At 70.3% G+C, this 16564-nt stretch carries 14 protein-coding genes and 1 pseudogene; 7 read left to right on the top strand and 8 right to left on the bottom strand.

Annotated elements, in window-relative coordinates; all coding sequences use genetic code 11:
- The first annotated feature begins 161 nt into the window (after window positions 1-161).
- Genes AB0G63_RS01160 through AB0G63_RS01145 form a run of 4 tightly spaced genes read left to right on the top strand, consistent with a single transcriptional unit; the run spans window position 162 to window position 6695 of the window.
- Window positions 162-1439 carry a glycosyltransferase gene (locus AB0G63_RS01160; protein ID WP_360742224.1) on the top strand — a complete coding sequence of 426 codons (1278 nt, stop codon included), beginning with the start codon at window positions 162-164 and terminating at the stop codon, window positions 1437-1439.
- On the top strand, window positions 1436-3085 hold the full coding sequence (locus AB0G63_RS01155; RefSeq protein WP_360742221.1) for a phospholipid carrier-dependent glycosyltransferase: 1650 nt from the start codon (window positions 1436-1438) through the stop codon (window positions 3083-3085). Before AB0G63_RS01160 ends, AB0G63_RS01155 begins: the two co-directional genes overlap by 4 nt.
- A complete protein-coding gene (locus AB0G63_RS01150) occupies window positions 3082-4290 on the top strand; it encodes a glycosyltransferase family 2 protein (RefSeq protein ID WP_360742218.1) in 1209 nt (402 codons plus the stop codon). Before AB0G63_RS01155 ends, AB0G63_RS01150 begins: the two co-directional genes overlap by 4 nt.
- On the top strand, window positions 4287-6695 hold the full coding sequence (locus AB0G63_RS01145) for a galactose oxidase early set domain-containing protein (protein ID WP_360742215.1): 2409 nt from the start codon (window positions 4287-4289) through the stop codon (window positions 6693-6695). Before AB0G63_RS01150 ends, AB0G63_RS01145 begins: the two co-directional genes overlap by 4 nt.
- 39 nt (window positions 6696-6734) lie before the next feature.
- Here AB0G63_RS01145 and AB0G63_RS01140 read toward each other — a convergent pair whose 3' ends face one another.
- Window positions 6735-7460, bottom strand: coding sequence for a Mut7-C RNAse domain-containing protein (locus AB0G63_RS01140; protein WP_360742212.1), 726 nt, complete (start codon window positions 7458-7460; stop codon window positions 6735-6737).
- 33 nt (window positions 7461-7493) lie between these two features.
- Window positions 7494-8135 carry a TetR family transcriptional regulator gene (locus AB0G63_RS01135; protein ID WP_360742209.1) on the bottom strand — a complete coding sequence of 214 codons (642 nt, stop codon included), beginning with the start codon at window positions 8133-8135 and terminating at the stop codon, window positions 7494-7496.
- Here AB0G63_RS01135 and AB0G63_RS01130 point away from each other — a divergent pair.
- Window positions 8125-8427 (top strand): hypothetical protein, encoded by a 303-nt coding sequence (locus AB0G63_RS01130; RefSeq protein WP_360742206.1) that lies wholly within the window; start codon window positions 8125-8127, stop codon window positions 8425-8427. The genes AB0G63_RS01135 and AB0G63_RS01130 overlap by 11 nt on opposite strands.
- On the opposite strand, the pseudogene AB0G63_RS01125 reads toward AB0G63_RS01130, so the two are convergent.
- Together AB0G63_RS01125 and AB0G63_RS01120 are read right to left on the bottom strand one after the other, a co-directional pair.
- Window positions 8323-8621, bottom strand: a pseudogene (locus AB0G63_RS01125) (MFS transporter); the annotation flags it as partial. The gene AB0G63_RS01130 and the pseudogene AB0G63_RS01125 overlap by 105 nt on opposite strands.
- A gap of 87 nt (window positions 8622-8708) precedes the next feature.
- Window positions 8709-9455, bottom strand: coding sequence for a hemolysin III family protein (locus AB0G63_RS01120; RefSeq protein WP_360742203.1), 747 nt, complete (start codon window positions 9453-9455; stop codon window positions 8709-8711).
- A gap of 337 nt (window positions 9456-9792) precedes the next feature.
- On the opposite strand from AB0G63_RS01120, the gene AB0G63_RS01115 reads away from it, so the two are divergent.
- Window positions 9793-11616 carry a phosphoenolpyruvate carboxykinase (GTP) gene (locus AB0G63_RS01115; RefSeq protein WP_360742200.1) on the top strand — a complete coding sequence of 608 codons (1824 nt, stop codon included), beginning with the start codon at window positions 9793-9795 and terminating at the stop codon, window positions 11614-11616.
- Window positions 11617-12310: 694 nt separating this feature from the next.
- Here AB0G63_RS01115 and AB0G63_RS01110 read toward each other — a convergent pair.
- Entirely contained in the window at window positions 12311-12820 is a 510-nt protein-coding gene (locus AB0G63_RS01110) for a hypothetical protein (RefSeq protein ID WP_360742197.1), read from the bottom strand.
- A gap of 96 nt (window positions 12821-12916) precedes the next feature.
- Here AB0G63_RS01110 and AB0G63_RS01105 point away from each other — a divergent pair, with 96 nt between their 5' ends.
- Window positions 12917-13138 carry a hypothetical protein gene (locus tag AB0G63_RS01105; protein WP_360742194.1) on the top strand — a complete coding sequence of 74 codons (222 nt, stop codon included), beginning with the start codon at window positions 12917-12919 and terminating at the stop codon, window positions 13136-13138.
- A gap of 71 nt (window positions 13139-13209) precedes the next feature.
- Here AB0G63_RS01105 and AB0G63_RS01100 read toward each other — a convergent pair whose 3' ends face one another.
- The 3 genes from AB0G63_RS01100 to AB0G63_RS01090 form a co-directional block, all read right to left on the bottom strand.
- Window positions 13210-14484 (bottom strand): glycosyltransferase, encoded by a 1275-nt coding sequence (locus AB0G63_RS01100; RefSeq protein WP_360742191.1) that lies wholly within the window; start codon window positions 14482-14484, stop codon window positions 13210-13212.
- A 295-nt stretch (window positions 14485-14779) separates the two neighbouring features.
- Complete coding sequence (locus tag AB0G63_RS01095) at window positions 14780-15220, bottom strand: hypothetical protein (protein WP_360742188.1); 441 nt, start codon at window positions 15218-15220, stop codon at window positions 14780-14782.
- A gap of 99 nt (window positions 15221-15319) precedes the next feature.
- Window positions 15320-16531 (bottom strand): pyridoxal phosphate-dependent aminotransferase, encoded by a 1212-nt coding sequence (locus tag AB0G63_RS01090; protein ID WP_360742185.1) that lies wholly within the window; start codon window positions 16529-16531, stop codon window positions 15320-15322.
- Window positions 16532-16564 lie beyond the last annotated feature (33 nt).

Below are 16564 nucleotides of genomic sequence, written 5' to 3'. Positions count from 1 at the left end.
CAGCCGATGCTGGAATTGCTCACTCTGGGACCCGTTGTGACGAAACGCGCTCTTCACTGAAAGGCCCTGCGCGCTTCACGGTTCCCCCCTAATCTCTGCACAGTGGCGCGAGAAGGGCAACACCTTTTCACGCCAGGGGGCTTCAGGGGTCTGGGGGGATCTTGCTTACGTCTTTACTCATCGCTGCCGTTTCGCTTGCCCTGTTCTGGATGGCGGCGTTCACCCTGTGGTGGCAGATGCACGCGTGGCGCACGCCCGAGGTGCTCGCCTCCACCCGGTTCAGCAGACCCGACGGGGACGAGCACGTCTCCTTCTCGCTGCTGCTCCCGGCGCGGCACGAGCAGGCCGTGCTGGACCACACCATCCAGCGGCTGCTGGAGTCCACGCACACCGACTTCGAGATCATCGTGATCGTCGGACACGACGATCCGGAGACCACGGCCGTCGCCGAGCGGGCGGCCGGGCGCGACCCGCGCGTGCGGGTCGTCGTGGACACCCACGAGAAGAAGAACAAGCCGAAGGCCATGAACACGGCGCTGCCGCACTGCCGCGGCGACGTCGTCGGGGTCTTCGACGCCGAGGACCAAGTCCATCCGGAGCTGCTCGCGCACGTCGACCACGCCTTCCGCACCACCGGGGCGGACGTCGTCCAGGGCGGCGTCCAGCTGATCAACTTCCACTCCAGCTGGTACAGCCTGCGCAACTGCCTGGAGTACTTCTTCTGGTTCCGCTCCCGCCTGCACCTGCACGCCCAGAAGGGGTTCATCCCGCTCGGCGGCAACACCGTCTTCGTGCGGACCGGCGTGCTCCGGGAAGCCGGCGGCTGGGACCCCGACTGCCTCGCCGAGGACTGCGACCTGGGCGTGCGCCTGTCCAGCGTCGGCAAGAAGGTCGTCGTCGCCTACGACTCCGACATGGTCACCCGGGAGGAGACCCCGGACACCCTGATGTCGCTGCTGAAGCAGCGCACCCGCTGGAACCAGGGCTTCCTCCAGGTGTACCGGAAGAAGGACTGGAAGCAGCTCCCCGGCTTCGGGCAGCGGCTGCTCGCCCGGTACACGCTCATGACGCCGTTCCTGCAGGCGTTCTCCGGCGCCGTCATCCCGCTCAACGCGGCCGTCGCGCTGTTCCTCGACGTGCCCGTCGGGATCGCGTTCCTCACCTTCCTGCCCCTGGTCACCGCGGCGGTCACATTCGTCTTCGAGGTCGTCGGACTGCATGACTTCGGCAGGCAGTACGGGCTGCGGGTCCGCTTCGTCCACTACCTCAAGCTCATCGTGGGCGGCCCGTTCTACCAGGTCCTCCTCGCCGGGGCCGCGATCCGCGCCGTCTGGCGCGAGCAACGCGGCCGCAACGACTGGGAGCTGACGACCCATGTCGGCGCGCATCTCGCCGAAGCCGAAGTGAACCGCGACCTCCGAGAGGACGTCCCCGCGTGACCTCAACCCTCCCCGCGGTGACCGCCGTCCAGGTCGCCGCGCAGCGGAAGCCTGCGCCGGAAACCGGTCCGGCCGGCCGGACGAGCCCGCCGCGGCGGCTGCGTTCCTCCCGGCCCGACCTCCTGCTGTGCGGCGCGCTCCTCGTCGCGATCCTCGTCGTGCAGGGCTGGAACATCGCCGCCTACCCGGCCCTCAGCGACGACGAGGGCACCTACCTCGCCCAGGCCTGGGCGGTCCAGCAGGGCCGGGGGCTCGCCCACTACACCTACTGGTACGACCACCCGCCGCTGGGCTGGATCCAGATCGCCCTGCTGACCTGGATCCCGTCGCTGGTCAGCCCCGGCGCGATGACCGTGGCCGGCATGCGCGGCGCGATGCTGGTGATCAGCGCGGTCAGCGCCGTCCTCGTCTACGTCGTCGCCCGCCGCCTGTCGCTGCCGCGCTGGGCCGCCGGGCTCGCGATGGCGCTGTTCGGGCTCTCGCCGCTGTCGGTGGTCCTGCAGCGGGAGATCTTCCTCGACAACATCGCGGTGATGTGGACGTTGCTCGCGTTCGCCCTCGCCGCCTCCCCGAGCCGCCACCTGTGGCACCACTTCGGCGCGGGACTGGCGGCCGCCACGGCCGTCCTCACCAAGGAGACGATGCTCCTCGTCCTGCCGGCCGTGCTGCTGACCATGTGGCGGCACAGCCACCGCGACACCCGCAAGTTCGCCCTCACCGGCGCCGTCACCGCCTGCGCGCTGATCGGCCTCTCCTACCCCCTCTTCGCCCTGCTCAAGGGCGAGCTGATCCCCGGCGACGGGCACGTCTCGCTGCTCGAAGGCCTCAACTACCAGATGACCAGGCCCGGTTCGGGATTCATCCTGAACCCCGGCTCCGGCTCGTACGGGGTGCTGCACTCGTGGCTGTACTACGACCGCGTGCTGATCGTCGGCGGCCTCGCGGGAGCCCTGCTGCTCCTGGTCACCTGGCGGTGGTCGGTCACCGCCCGGGCGCTGGCCGGACCGTCGCTCGCGGTGGCGGTCCTGGCCCTGGTCGCCCTGCGTCCGACCGGCTACCTGCCCGCGATGTACGTCATCCAGGCCCTGCCCTTCCTGGCCCTGGTGCTCGCCGGAGGCGCCGCCTCCGTCGCCCACGCCGTGCTGCGCAGACGCCGTTCGGCGGGCGAGAGCCGGTACGTCACCGGCGGCCGGTACGCGCTCGCCGCCGTCCTCGCCGTCGCCGCCGGCTCCTACGTCGTGCCGCGCTGGTACGACGGCGACCGCACCGCCGTCACCACCGACGCCAACGCCTCCTACCGGGCCGCCTCGCACTGGCTGGCCACCGAGGTCGAGGACCCGCAGGACACCCGCGTCCTCGTCGACGACGCCCTCTGGCTGGACCTGGTGCACCAGGGCTACCGGCCCGGGCTCGGCGTCATCTGGTTCTACAAGGCCGACCTCGACCCGGCCGTGACGAAGACGATGCCGCGCGGCTGGCGGGACCTCGACTACGTCGTCGCCTCCCCGACCGTGCGGCGGGACGCGGTCGACCTGCCCAACGTCAAGGCCGCCATCGAGCACTCGACGCCGGTCGCCACCTTCGGCACCGGGCCCGACCGCATCGAGATCCGGCAGATCCAGACGACCTCCGGAGGCGTCCGATGACCCCCGAGTACACCGCCCCCGGAGAACTGCACGACCCCGCCGCGCGGGCCGTCGAGGTCCCCGAACCCGGCGCCGTCACCATCGTCGTACCGACGTTCAACGAGTCGGCGAACGTCCGCCGGCTGCTGCACCAGATCACCGAGTCGGTGCCGTCCCGGCTGCCCTGCGAGGTGGTCTTCGTCGACGACTCCACCGACGACACCCCGCAGGTCATCCGCGAGGCGGCCGAGGACTGCCCGTTCCCGGTGACCGTCCTGCACCGGGAGGAACCGGTCGGCGGGCTCGGCGGCGCGGTCGTCGAGGGCATGAAGGCGGCCGGGTCGGACTGGATCGTCGTCATGGACGGCGACTGCCAGCACCCGCCGTCCCTGGTGCCGGAGCTGGTGGCCACCGGCGAACGGGCGAACGCCGGCCTGGTGGTCGCCTCCCGCTACCTCAAGGGCGGCAGCCGGGCCGGGCTGGCCGGCGGCTACCGGGTGGCCGTCTCGCGCGGCGCCACCTGGCTGGCCAAGGCCCTCTTCCCGCGCAGGCTGCGCGGCATCAGCGACCCGATGAGCGGCTTCTTCGCCGTCCGGCGCGGCGACATCGCCGCGGGCGCCCTCAAGCCCCTCGGCTACAAGATCCTCCTGGAGCTGGCGGTCCGCAGCCGTCCGCGCGCGGTCACCGAGGTGCCGTTCGTCTTCCAGGACCGGTTCGCCGGTGAGTCCAAGTCGACGGCGCGGGAGGGTTTCCGCTTCCTGCGCCACCTGATCGGCCTGCGCACCGCCTCACCTCTCGCCCGGATGCTGGCGTTCGGCCTGATCGGCGCGAGCGGCTTCGTGCCGAACCTGCTCGGCCTGTGGGCCCTGACCCAGGCCGGGATGCACTACGTGCCGGCGGAGATCCTCGCCAACCAGTTCGGCGTCGCCTGGAACTTCCTGCTCATCGAGCACCTGCTGTTCCGCGACCGCCGCCGGCACCGCAGCGGGTGGGACCGCGTCGGCCGGTTCGCGCTGCTCGCCAACGCCGACCTGGTGCTGCGCATCCCGCTGATCGCGGTGCTGGTCCACCGGTTCGGGCTGGGCGCGCTGCCCGCCACCGCGCTCGCGCTGGTGACGACGTTCGTCCTGCGCTTCATGGGCACCGAAGCGCTCGTCTACCTCCCGCGCAGGAAGCCGCGTGCCGGGAAGGACAGCAGCCGCACCGCAGCAAGGAGAGCCGTGTGAACAAGCGCCGAAGAAGGACCGCACTGGTCGGGGTGGGGGCCCTGACCGCCGGTCTCCTCCTCACCTCGCCCCAGTCCGCCCAGGCCGCCAACCTGGTCAAGAACCCCGGCTTCGAGACGGCCGGCACCGACGGGATGCCGTACTGCTGGGAGAAGTCCGGCTGGGGCGACAACGACTTCACGTTCGAGACGACGACGGACGCGCACAGCGGCTCGGCGGCCATGAAGGTGTCGCTGACCCGCCGGGCCGACGGCGACCGCAAGGCGCTGATCACCGAGTCGGCGGAGTGCGCGCCGGTGGTGACCGCGGGCAAGCAGTACGACCTCGGGCTCTGGTACAAGACGACCACGCCCGACGCCAACGTCACCCTCTTCCGGCACGACACCACCGCCGGCTGGCAGTACTGGACCGACCTCAAGACGCTGGAGATGCAGTCGGCCTGGACCCAGGCCACCGTCCGCACGCCCGAGGTTCCGGCCGGCACCGACCGCATCACCTGGGGCGTGTCCGTCTACGGCACCGGCTCGGCGACCACCGACGACTACACCATGGAGCAGGTCCCCGACACCCTCCCGCCGGCGACCTGCACCGCCACCGCCGACGAGTGCGCCAACGGCCGCTGGGACGTGCTGCCGACGCAGAACCCGGTGCGCTCCATGCACTCCGTCGTGCTCAACAACGGCAAGGTGCTGCTGATCGCGGGCTCCGGCAACAGCGAGGAGAACTTCGCCGCGGGCACCTTCACGTCGGCGGTCTACAACCCGGCCGACGGCAGCTACAAGATCATCCCCACGCCGAAGGACATGTTCTGCGCCGGGCACGTCCAGCTGCAGGACGGCCGGGTGCTGGTGATGAGCGGCAACAAGGCGTTCCCGGCGGCGGACGGCTCGCACGGCTACGAGGGCTTCAAGGACTCGTACGTCTTCGACCCGGTCACCGAGACCTACAGCAAGACCAACGACCTCAACGACGGCCACTGGTACCCGTCGGCGACCGAGCTCGGCAACGGCGACGTCATCTCCTTCGGCGGCCTGCGCGAGGACTCGACCGGCTCGGTGACCGCCGAGTACTGGTCCGACGCGCAGCAGAAGTGGCTGCCGCTGTGGCAGGTCAACCAGACCTGGTCGTACTGGGGCCTGTACCCGTCGATGATCCTCATGCAGGACGGCCGCCTGTTCTACTCGGGCAGCCACGTCTTCGGCAACAACATCCCGGGCACCGGCAGCGCCATCTACGACTACGCCGCCAACACCATCACGCAGGTCCCCGGCCTGCAGAACAAGGACCAGCGCGACCAGTCGGCGAGCGTGCTGCTGCCGCCCGCGCAGGACCAGAAGGTGCTCACCCTGGGCGGCGGCAACATCGACTCCAACCCGGACGCGAACCGGCTCACCGACGTCATCGACCTCAAGCAGGCCGACCCGTCCTACGTCGCCGGCCCGCCGATCCCGCAGGGCACGGTCGACCTGGGCGCAGGCAAGGTCGCCGAGACCGGCGGCCAGGGCAAGATGTACGTCTCCGCCGTGCTGCTGCCCGACGGCAAGGTGCTGGAGACCGGCGGCGCGCTGCACAACCGCGCCGATCCGGTCTACGAGTCCTCGATCTACGACCCTGCGACCAACACCTTCGACCCGGTGACCGCCGACCCCCAGGCGCGCGGCTACCACTCGTCCGCGTTCCTGCTGCCCGACGGCCGCGTGATGGCCACCGGCGACAACCCGGGCAACGGCACCTGGAACCACAACGTGTCGATCTACACGCCGCCCTACCTGCTCAAGGGCACGCGGCCGGCCATCACCTCGGTGATCGACACCGAGTGGAACTACGGCGACACCCAGCGGATCACGGTCGACCGGCCCATCGCCAAGGCCGAGTTGATCCGCCCGGCCGCCGTCACCCACTCCTCCGACCCCAACCAGCGGTTCGTGGACCTGCCGCTGTCGGTGGACGGAAACAACGTCGATCTGAACGTCACGAGCAACCCCAACCTGGCCCCGCCCGGCTGGTACATGCTCTTCGCGGTCGACGCCAACGGGGTGCCGTCGGTGGCCAAGTGGGTGCACCTGCAAGGCCCGCAGGCGCTGAGCGCGACCGACGCCTCCGCGCACGTCCACTCCTTCGCCGACTCGCTGTCGGGCAAGGTCGCCGGGCCCGGCACGAAGCGCGCCTCGCAGAAGGTCAGCGCCTTCGTCGCGGGCTGCGACCGGCACTACGGCTCGGTCAACGTGTGCGTGCCGACCGCCTTCCCGCCCGGGGTGAGGAAGTCGGCGGCCGCGCGGTGCGACTGGCTGAAGAAGAACGACTACGGCCGGCTGAAGCTCAACGGCCGCGACGACCCGCTCGGCCTGGACCGGAACAAGGACGGGACGGCCTGCGGAAAGGGCGACGTGAAGAAGAAGAGGTGACCTACGGGCTGACCCCGGGCCGGTTCGGGCCGGTTCGGGTCAGCCCGCGAATTCGGCGAGGGCGCGCTCCACGATGGCCACCAGCTGGTCGTGGTGCGCGCCCTGCCAGTACGCGCGCCCGCAGTCCAGGCACTGCGCGAAGACGTCGTACGTCCGCTGCGTGCCGCCCTCCAGCTGATGCGCCACCTCGTCCTTGCGGGCCTCCCGCAGCAGCCCGTTGCAGGCGGTGCACCGGGTCCAGGGCCGCAGTTCGGGCCGGAACCGGTCCAGGACGTCCCGGAGCTGGTCCTCGGGCCGGGTGCTGTAGACGTACGCGCCGGCCCACAGTTCGCGGCGGCGCAGCAGGCCCCGGTCGCGGCTGAGCATGACCCGCTGTTCGGCGGCCGAGCGGGCGGCGAGGGCGGGGTCGCCGATGTCGGTCGACTCGTAGGCGGTGTCCACGCCGAGCAGGCGCAGACGGCGGGCGAGGGTGCCGAGGTGGACGTCGAGCAGGAAGCGCAGGGGCGCGCCGGGCACCTGCTGGGGGCGCTCGACGGGCCGGACCGAGACGCGGTCGCCGGCCGCGGGGACGTACGAGGGCGGCACCTCAAGGCCGTTCACCCACAGCGACCCGACCTCGGTCAGCGGGACGCCGGCCGACTCCACGACGTGGCCGAGGGAGGAGACGCCGTCGGTGGTCAGGGCGGTGGCGGCGCCGCGGCGGCCGTGCGGGACGAACAGGGCCAGGCCGGGGGCGAATTCGACGTGGATCTCGGGACCGTTCACCCGGTCAGGATGTCATGGGAGAAGGGTCCGGTCTCAGGGCTTTTCGGTGGGCAGGCCGTGCTCCAGGACGTCCAGGGCGCGGTGCACGAGGTCCCCGAGGTCGCCCGTGAAGTCGTGCTCCGCCCAGTACATGTTGACCTCCATGAGGCCGCCGATGAGGGACATCGCGTAGACGCGGACCTCGAGGCTGTCCGGGTCCAGGCCGAAGCGCTCGGCTATGGCCCCGCGCATCAGGCGCGCGGTCTGCGACATGCTCTCGAAGATCCGGGAGCGGACGGCGGGGACCCGGACCCCGAGCTGCGCCCGCATCCGGACCACCTCGGGACTCTCCTGCACGAGCAGGTCCAGCGCCTTGTCCATGCTGTGCCGCACCGAATCGATCCACGGCTCGTCGGCGGGCCGTGCGCGCAGCTCCTCCAGCATCACCGGGTCGTACTCGTCCGTGAGGACGATGTCCTCCTTGCCCGGGAAGTACCGGAGGACGGTCGACGGCGACACCTCGGCCCGCTCGGCGATCTGGTCGATCGTCGTGGCGTCGTAGCCCTGCTCCCCGATCAGTTCGAAGGTCGCGGTGCGGATCGCCTCCCGGGTCTTGATCTTCTTGCGTTCGCGCAGGCTCAGCCGCGGGCGGTCGGAGGGGGAGAGGGGGGAGGGTGCGGCCGTCATGGGCCTCATTGTCGGGCATCGGCGGGCTGAACGGCTTGTCCGGGGCCTGCGGCTCGGCCCCGGTGGTGTGCGGCTCGGCCCTGTCGGCCTGCGGCTCGGCTCCGGTGGCGGGCGGCTCGGTTCCGTCGGCGTGCGGCTCGGCTCCGGTGGCGTGCGGCTCGGTTCCGTCGGCGTGCGGCTCGGCTCCGGCGGCACGTGTGCCGGGGAGCAGCGCGCCGGCCAGCAGCGACGCGACGAGCGCGGCGATGCCGCACACCGGCAGTACCAGGCCCATGCCGTGGACGTACGCGTCGTTCGCTGAGGCCGTGAGGCCGGCCGAGTGCGTCCGGCCGGCGACGATGTGCGCGGCGACCACCGATTCCCGGGCGGCGCCGGCGGCGGACGCGGGCACCAGGTGACGTCGAGCCGGTCGCGGATGGCGCCGGAGAGCAGGCTGCCGAGCGCACCGCCGACCTGGAGCAGCGTCATCAGCAGCCTCGCCCCTCCCCCACTGCCTCAAGGGCGTGGGCGGCGTCCGGCCCGGGCGCACGGAAAACGGCCACGGCTCGAAAGCCGTGGCCGTGCGGTGGGGAAGGGGGCCGGTCAGATGTGGGTGTACGCCACCAGTGAGATGCCGACGTAGTGCACGACGAACGCGGCGAGCGTCAGGGTGTGGAACACCTCGTGGAAGCCGAACCAGCGCGGGGAGGGGTTCGGCCGCTTGATGCCGTAGATCACGCCGCCCGCGCTGTAGAGGAGGCCGCCGACGACCACCAGGACCAGGACGGCGATGCCGCCGGTGCGCATGAAGTCGGGCAGGAAGAAGACGGCCGCCCAGCCCATCGCGATGTAGCAGGGCGTGTACAGCCAGCGCGGGGCGCCGACCCAGAGGACCCGGAAGAGGATGCCGGCGGCCGCCGCGGCCCAGATGCCCCACAGCAGCCACTGCCCCTTCGCGCCGGGCAGGAGCAGCAGGGTCAGCGGGGTGTAGGTGCCGGCGATGATCAGGAAGATGTTGGCGTGGTCCAGCCGGCGCAGGATGCCGTCCATGCGGGGGCTCCAGTTCCCCCGGTGGTACAGCGCGCTCACGCCGAACAGCAGGCAGGCGGTGAGGGCGTAGATCCCGCAGGCGATGCGGCCCCTGGCCGAGTCGGCGAGGGCCGTGAGTGTCAGGCCGGCGACCAGTGCGGCCGGGAACATGCCCAGGTGCAGCCAGCCGCGCAGCTTCGGCTTGAGCGGCTCGGTGAGGTGCTGGGCGTGCTGCTTGATCTGGCGGGGCACGGAGTGCGCGGCGGGACCACGGCCGTCGGCCGGCGAGTCCGTGGCCGCGTCGGGGACGGACGCAGTCATACCGGCCATCGTACCTACGCAACCGTAAGTTGTGGGGCGGGCCCGCTCGTTGACCGGGCCGGGAGTCGCCATCGTCTCATGCGGCCCGGTGCGCGTTACGCAAAGAAACCTTCAGGCGAACGCTACGTACATGCAAATAAACGCGGTGAACACGAATCGGACGTGGCAATCCTCACTCCGCTCACCTGTGAGGTCCTCTGGACATATGGGCGGTATGATCGGATGATCAAATGAGTGCGGTCGGCACCGGATGAGCGCTGAAGATCCAGCCGTGAAGCATCCGGGTCGCAGCCCCCACGGGGCCTCCAACAAAAAAATCCCTCATTTAGGAGCAATCGTGGCGCGCGACATCGCGGCTCCCCCCGTCGTCCCCACCAACCACCAGGAACTGATCTCATGGGTGAACGAGATCACCGAACTGACCCAGCCGGACAGCGTGGTCTGGTGTGACGGATCCGAGGCCGAGTACGAGAGGTTGTGCGAGGAGCTCGTAGCGAAGGGCACCTTCAGGAAACTCGACCCGATCAAGCGCCCCAACTCCTACTACGCCGCCTCCGACCCGACCGACGTCGCGCGCGTCGAGGACCGGACCTTCATCTGCTCCGAGCAGGAGCAGGACGCGGGCCCGACCAACCACTGGAAGGCCCCGGCGGAGATGCGGGAGATATTCCAGGGCGAGAACGGCCTGTTCCGCGGCTCGATGCGGGGCCGCACGATGTACGTCGTCCCGTTCTGCATGGGACCGCTCGGCTCGGACCTGTCCGCCATCGGCGTCGAGATCACCGACTCCGCCTACGTCGCCGTGTCGATGCGCACGATGACGCGCATGGGGCAGCCGGTCCTGGACGAGCTGGGCTCCGACGGCTTCTTCGTGAAGGCCGTCCACTCCCTCGGCGCCCCGCTCGAGGAGGGCGAGCAGGACGTTCCGTGGCCCTGCAACCAGACCAAGTACATCTCCCACTTCCCCGAGACCCGCGAGATCTGGTCCTACGGCTCCGGCTACGGCGGCAACGCCCTGCTCGGCAAGAAGTGCTACGCCCTGCGCATCGCCTCCGTCATGGCGCGCGACGAGGGCTGGCTGGCCGAGCACATGCTCATCCTGAAGCTGACCCCGCCCACCGGTGAGTCCAAGTACGTCGCCGCCGCCTTCCCGAGCGCCTGCGGCAAGACCAACCTCGCCATGCTGGAGCCCACGGTCTCCGGCTGGACGGTCGAGACGATCGGCGACGACATCGCCTGGATGCGCTTCGGCGAGGACGGCCGCCTGTACGCCATCAACCCCGAGGCCGGCTTCTTCGGCGTCGCTCCCGGCACCGGCGAGCACACCAACGCCAACGCGATGAAGACCCTGTGGGGCAACTCCGTCTTCACCAACGTCGCCCTCACCGACGACGGCGACGTGTGGTGGGAGGGCATGACCCAGGAGACCCCGGCCCACCTCACGGACTGGAAGGGCCGCGACTGGACCCCGGACTCCGCCGAGCCCGCCGCACACCCCAACGCCCGCTTCACCGTCCCGGCCGCCCAGTGCCCGATCATCGCGCCCGAGTGGGAGGACCCCAAGGGCGTGCCGATCTCGGCGATCCTCTTCGGCGGCCGCCGCGCCAGCGCCGTGCCGCTGGTGACCGAGTCCTTCGACTGGAACCACGGCGTGTTCCTCGGCGCCAACGTGGCGAGCGAGAAGACCGCCGCCGCCGAGGGCAAGGTCGGCGAGCTGCGCCGCGACCCCTTCGCCATGCTCCCCTTCTGCGGCTACAACATGGGCGACTACATGGCCCACTGGATCAACGTGGCCAAGGACAAGGACCAGTCCAAGCTGCCGAAGATCTACTACGTCAACTGGTTCCGCAAGAACGACGAGGGCAAGTTCGTCTGGCCCGGCTTCGGCGAGAACAGCCGCGTCCTGAAGTGGATCGTGGAGCGCCTGGACGGCAAGGCAGACGGCGTCGAGACCCCGATCGGCGTCCTGCCGACGAGGCAGGCCCTCGACACGAACGGCCTGGACCTGTCGGAGTCCGAGCTGGACTTCCTGCTCACGGTCGACAAGGAGGTCTGGCGCGAGGAGGCGTCCCTGGTGCCCGGGCACCTGAACACCTTCGGCGACCACACGCCCAAGGAGCTGTGGGACCAGTACCACGCCCTGGTGGAGCGCCTGGGCTGAGCCCGGGCACCGAACTCCGCGGCCGGTCCGATCTGCCCTGACCAGTGATCGTCACGGCCGGCCGCGGTGACAAGCCGGCGAGGTCCCGCACAACGGCGTGAGGGGCCCTGGGCCTGTCGTCCCGCCCCCCGTCCGCCCCGACGGGAGCACAGGTGACGGCAGGCCTTCGCCTGTCTGTGCACCTTGTCCAGGAGGGTGAGCGGGTGTTCCAGAAGGCGACCAGTCCTCGATATCAAGGGAATGGGGTCGCAGCCATGGCGGAATTTCTCCGCGAATCCCGATCGTCATGGTGCCGTGCGCAGGGTTCAGCGGCGACCATTTCTGTCGCGCCGGCCGCTGGTGAAGCCCTTGGCCTACGGGGCGGTGGGGTCATGGCAGCCGTGCGGTGGATATCGCGGGCGGTCCGGAGCCCGTTGCCCGGGGTGAGTCGGAGATCACCGATTCCCACCGCACCTGCCTGGGAGCCGGAGCTCCGCTACTTCCCCGGGGGGACGGCGAAACGGGTGACAGGTGTAACCGTAATGGCCCAAAAAATGGGCGGATATTCTGCTGATCGGGTGATTTTCACACGCGACACGAATCGACCGTCAGCCCTTCCTTCGCAATAGTCAATATGACATTTGCAGGCGAGGGGCAGGACGGGCGAGTGCGTCGAAAAAATGGAGCGCGCGCCCGTTTTCTTGTCCTCTCCCAATCAGTGAGGAAGGTCGTCTTGAGTCGTAGAACGAGTCGAACAGCGCGCCTGAAGTCCGCCACCCTGGTGTCGGCCGGCGCGGCCGCGGTGGCGCTCAGCGTCGTCCCGAGTACCACGGCGATCGCTGACGCGATGCACAACCCCGGCGACGGCATGGTCCTGAGGCAACTGGGCACGCACGACGTGCCCAGGGCGGCCATCGCCGACGCGATCCACCGGGCCGGCGCGGAAGGCATGGCGACGGTGCACATCCAGGGCTTCGAGCCCTTCGGCCACCAGGGTCCGCAAGGCCCGCAAGGCCCGCAAGGCCCGCAGGGAGCCCAGGGAGCCCAGGGAGCCCAGGGTGCGCAGGGAGCCCAGGGTGCGCAGGGAGCCCAGGGCGCTCAGGGCGCTCAGGGTGCGCAGGGCGCTCAGGGTGCGCAGGGAGCCCAGGGTCAGGGCGCTCAGGGTGCGCAGGGTGCGCAGGGAGCCCAGGGCGCTCAGGGTGCGCAGGGAGCCCAGGGCGCCCAAGGAGCTCAGGGAGCCCAAGGTGCTCAGGGAGCTCAGGGAGCTCAGGGAGCCCAAGGTGCTCAGGGCGCTCAGGGAGCCCAGGGCGCGCAGGGTTCCGTGAGCGGCACCTACGTCAGAACCAACACCGGCCCCGGCACGGCAACCGCGAAGTGCGACGCCGGTGACTTCGCCACCGGCGGCGGGTACCTCGTCGCCGCCAACGGAGCCGCGTCCGAGAACTTCCCGAGCGGCGGTACGCCGCCCACCCAGTGGACCGCCACCGCCCCCGGCGGCCAGTCGGTCGTGGCCTACGTGGTCTGCGCCGACGCGACACCGTAGCCCCGTCCGAGGGTGCCCCGAGACCTCGGGCTCGGGGCACCCTCGGTGTTCCGCCCCGGTACTAGACCGAACTAGACCAGCAGCGGGCCGCCGCAGCGCTCGGCGCCGTCCTTCACCGCGATGAGGTTGGCGACCACGTAAGAGATGTTCTTCTCGCGGTGCCACTCGGACGGGAAGCAGGTGGTCAGCCGCGAGCTCTGGAACCTGGCCTCCAGGTCCGGCACGAACGCGCGGTACTGGTCGTCGGTGTAGTACCAGAACGAGTTCTCGTTGTAGTACGCGACATGACTCGGGTCCTGGTGCGCGCCGCGGCCGTCGGTGCTGGGGGTCGTGGTGAGGAGCATGCCGCCGGGTGCCAGCAGCCGGTACAGCTCGTTGATCAACGGCACCTTCGCGGGCACATGCTCCAGGAAGTTCACGGCCCGCACCAGGCCGACGGAGCTGTCCGGCAGGTCCAGTCTGTCCGGCAGGGCCGCCACGATGTCGACGCCCTCACCCGGCAGCTTGTCCACCCCCACGTAACCGGGCGGCTTGCGGCGGGCCGCGCCGAGGTCCAGGGCGATCAGCCCTCTGCGGTAGGTCCAGGCGAGGGCATTGGCCTCGATGTACTTGTCGTACAGCGCGACCGTCTCGCGCTGGATGTGCGCGTTGATCTCCGGATCGCGCTGGGTGTTCTCGGGATGCATCCGCTGGAGGTAGAGGCAGCGGGGGACGTGGTGGAAGTCGCCGACGTGGAACAGGCGGCACATCAGGTCCTGGTCGTCCAGGACGGTACGGGTGGCGTCGTACCCCCCGGCCTCGTCGTAGGCGTCCTTGCGGAAGGCCCGGACGTGGTTCGGCGCGTACCAGATGTACGAGACGTTGTGCGGGGTCGGGGCCATGGACCTGACCTGGAGCAGTTCGCGGCCGTCGACCCGGACATCCTCGTAGTGCCAGCCGTGCGTCTCGTTGAAACGGCTGTCGTCCCGCTTCCCGTCCTCGGTGATCTGCGCGGTGTTGCTGTAGACCAGGGCGGCCTCGGGGTGCTCGTCGAACGCCGTGCCGAGCTCGGCCAGGCACGCCTTCGCCAGCAGGTCGTCATGGTCGAGTTCGACCAGGATCTCACCGCGGGCCAGTTCACAGGCCCGGCGTTTCGCTGCTCCGACACCGACCGCATCGTCCGCGATCTCCACCCGGACCCGGTCGTCCGGACGCTCCGGGCGCCACCGGGCGCCGTTGTTCAGCAGGACGATCCACTCCCAGTCCGGACAGGTCTGCGCCTGCAGGGTCGTGAGGCACTCGTCGAGGAAACGGGGCCGGTGGCTGGGGGTGAAGACGGAGAATCTCGGGGTGGCGGTCGACGTCATCTGCTGCTCCCTGCTTGCTGGAAGGCTCTCAGGAGGCCGGCGCCGAGAAGACCGTGGGCGTGCCGACGGGGCCGGAGCCGAACCACCGTCACTTCGGCAGACGTTACGAGGGCCGCCGGGCGGCACAGCCGTTCGGCAGGCTGTTGTGGCGCGCAGACCACTCGAATGCCCGCGTCGGAGTGGAGCGGCAGCGGGACGCCGTGGCGGCGGCACTGTCGTGAAGTGATGGCGCCCGGTCCGCGCGTCGCTGCGGGTGCACGCGGACCGGGGCCGTCCGGGGGAGCCCTCGGGGGGCTCAGCGGGACGCGAGTTCGCGCGGCTCCAGGGCCGCCGCGTGGGCGTCCATCTGCTCGGCGGCCAGGATCGCGGCCCCCGTGTCGGCGCGGGAGGCCGCCACGACCAGGGCGCGGCCGGCCAGGGCGTGCGCCCGCCGGTGCAGGGCGGTGGGGTCGGCGCCGGCGGGCGCCGCGGACGTGCGGGCCGGCGGCCGTCCGCCGCGCAGCCGGGCCACCTGGCCGGCGACCCGCTCGGCCGCCTCGTCCCAGGCGGAGCAGGGGCTCAGCGCCCGCAGTTCGTCCGTGACGGCGAGCAGGGCCGCCAGATGGCCGGCGAGCTGGATGTCCAGCTCCTCCTCGCGGGAGCGGTGGGGGAAGTCGGTGTTCGCGTTCGTGTTCCTGCCGGCCATCGCGCTGTGGACGGACCGACTGGACGGAGCAGTGCGGATCGGTTCGTACATGGATAGCCTCCTGTGCGGGGACAGGAAGCCATCCTAGCTTAGATTTCGTCTAAAGTGGCGCCGTTCGGGAAACAGGGCCGTTCGTCCTCTTGCGCGGCCTCAGGGCTGGCTGTAGCCGTCCAGGAAGGTGCCGATCCGGCCCACCGCGTCCCGCAGGTCACCCACCGTGGGCAGGGTCACGACCCGGAAGTGGTCCGGCTCCGGCCAGTTGAACCCGGTGCCCTGGACGACCATGATCTTCTCCTGGCGCAGCAGGTCCAGCACCATCCGCCGGTCGTCCTTGATCTTGAACACCTTGGGGTCGAGGCGCGGGAAGAGGTACAGCGCGCCCTTGGGCCGCACGCAGCTCACCCCCGGGATCTGCGTCAGCAGCTCGTACGCCGTGTCCCGCTGCTCCTTCAGCCGTCCGCCCGGCAGCACCAGGTCGTTGATCGTCTGGCGCCCGCTGAGGGCGGCCACGACCCCGTGCTGGCCCGGCATGTTCGCGCACAGGCGCATGTTCGCCAGGATCGTCAGGCCCTCGATGTAGGACTCGGCGTGCGCGCGCGGACCGGAGATCGCCATCCAGCCGACCCGGTAGCCGGCCACCCGGTACGCCTTGGACATGCCGTTGAAGGTGAGCGTGAGCAGGTCCGGGGCGATCTTCGCGGTGGGCGTGTGGGTGGCGCCGTCGTACAGGATCTTGTCGTAGATCTCGTCCGAGCAGACCAGCAGGTTGTGGCGGCGGGCGATGTCCGTCAGGCCCTTGAGCATCGCCTCTTCGTAGACCGCGCCGGTCGGGTTGTTCGGGTTGATGATGACGATCGCCTTGGTGCGGTCGGTGACCTTCCGCTCCACGTCGGCGAGGTCGGGCATCCAGTCGGACTGCTCGTCGCAGCGGTAGTGCACGGCCGTGCCGCCGGCGAGCGAGACCGCGGCCGTCCACAGCGGGTAGTCGGGCGCGGGTACGAGCACCTCGTCGCCGTCGTCCAGCAGGCCCTGCATCGCCATCACGATCAGCTCGGAGACGCCGTTGCCGATGAAGACGTGCTCGACGTCCGTCTCGATGCCCAGGGTCTGGTTGTGCATGACGACCGCGCGGCGGGCCGCCAGCAGACCCTTGGCGTCGCCGTAGCCGTGGGCCGTGGAGACGTTGCGGAGGATGTCCTCCAGGATCTCCGGCGGGCACTCGAAGCCGAACGCGGCCGGGTTGCCCGTGTTGAGCTTGAGGATGCGGTGGCCGGCCGCCTCCAGGCGCATCGCCTCCTCGAGAACCGGGCCCCGGATCTCGTAACAGACGTTGGCGAGCTTGGTCGACTGGATCACCTGCATGACAGGGAGCTTAGGGCCCGGTAACGCTCTTTG

Source organism: Streptomyces sp. NPDC020996 (genome assembly GCF_040641355.1).
Lineage (GTDB): Bacteria > Actinomycetota > Actinomycetes > Streptomycetales > Streptomycetaceae > Streptomyces.
Note: the sequence above shows the minus strand (reverse complement) of the source record. Positions and strands in the feature narration are given on the sequence as shown.

Bases quoted from the DNA above. Each gene is read 5' to 3' on its own strand.
- AB0G63_RS01130 (WP_360742206.1), top strand. From the start codon at position 8,125: ATGGGCCTCATTGTCGGGCATCGGCGGGCTGAACGGCTTGTCCGGGGC.
- AB0G63_RS01100 (WP_360742191.1), bottom strand. From the start codon at position 14,484: ATGACGTCGACCGCCACCCCGAGATTCTCCGTCTTCACCCCCAGCCAC.
- AB0G63_RS01120 (WP_360742203.1), bottom strand. From the start codon at position 9,455: ATGACTGCGTCCGTCCCCGACGCGGCCACGGACTCGCCGGCCGACGGC.
- AB0G63_RS01090 (WP_360742185.1), bottom strand. From the start codon at position 16,531: ATGCAGGTGATCCAGTCGACCAAGCTCGCCAACGTCTGTTACGAGATC.
- AB0G63_RS01135 (WP_360742209.1), bottom strand. From the start codon at position 8,135: ATGAGGCCCATGACGGCCGCACCCTCCCCCCTCTCCCCCTCCGACCGC.
- AB0G63_RS01150 (WP_360742218.1), top strand. From the start codon at position 3,082: ATGACCCCCGAGTACACCGCCCCCGGAGAACTGCACGACCCCGCCGCG.
- AB0G63_RS01095 (WP_360742188.1), bottom strand. From the start codon at position 15,220: ATGTACGAACCGATCCGCACTGCTCCGTCCAGTCGGTCCGTCCACAGC.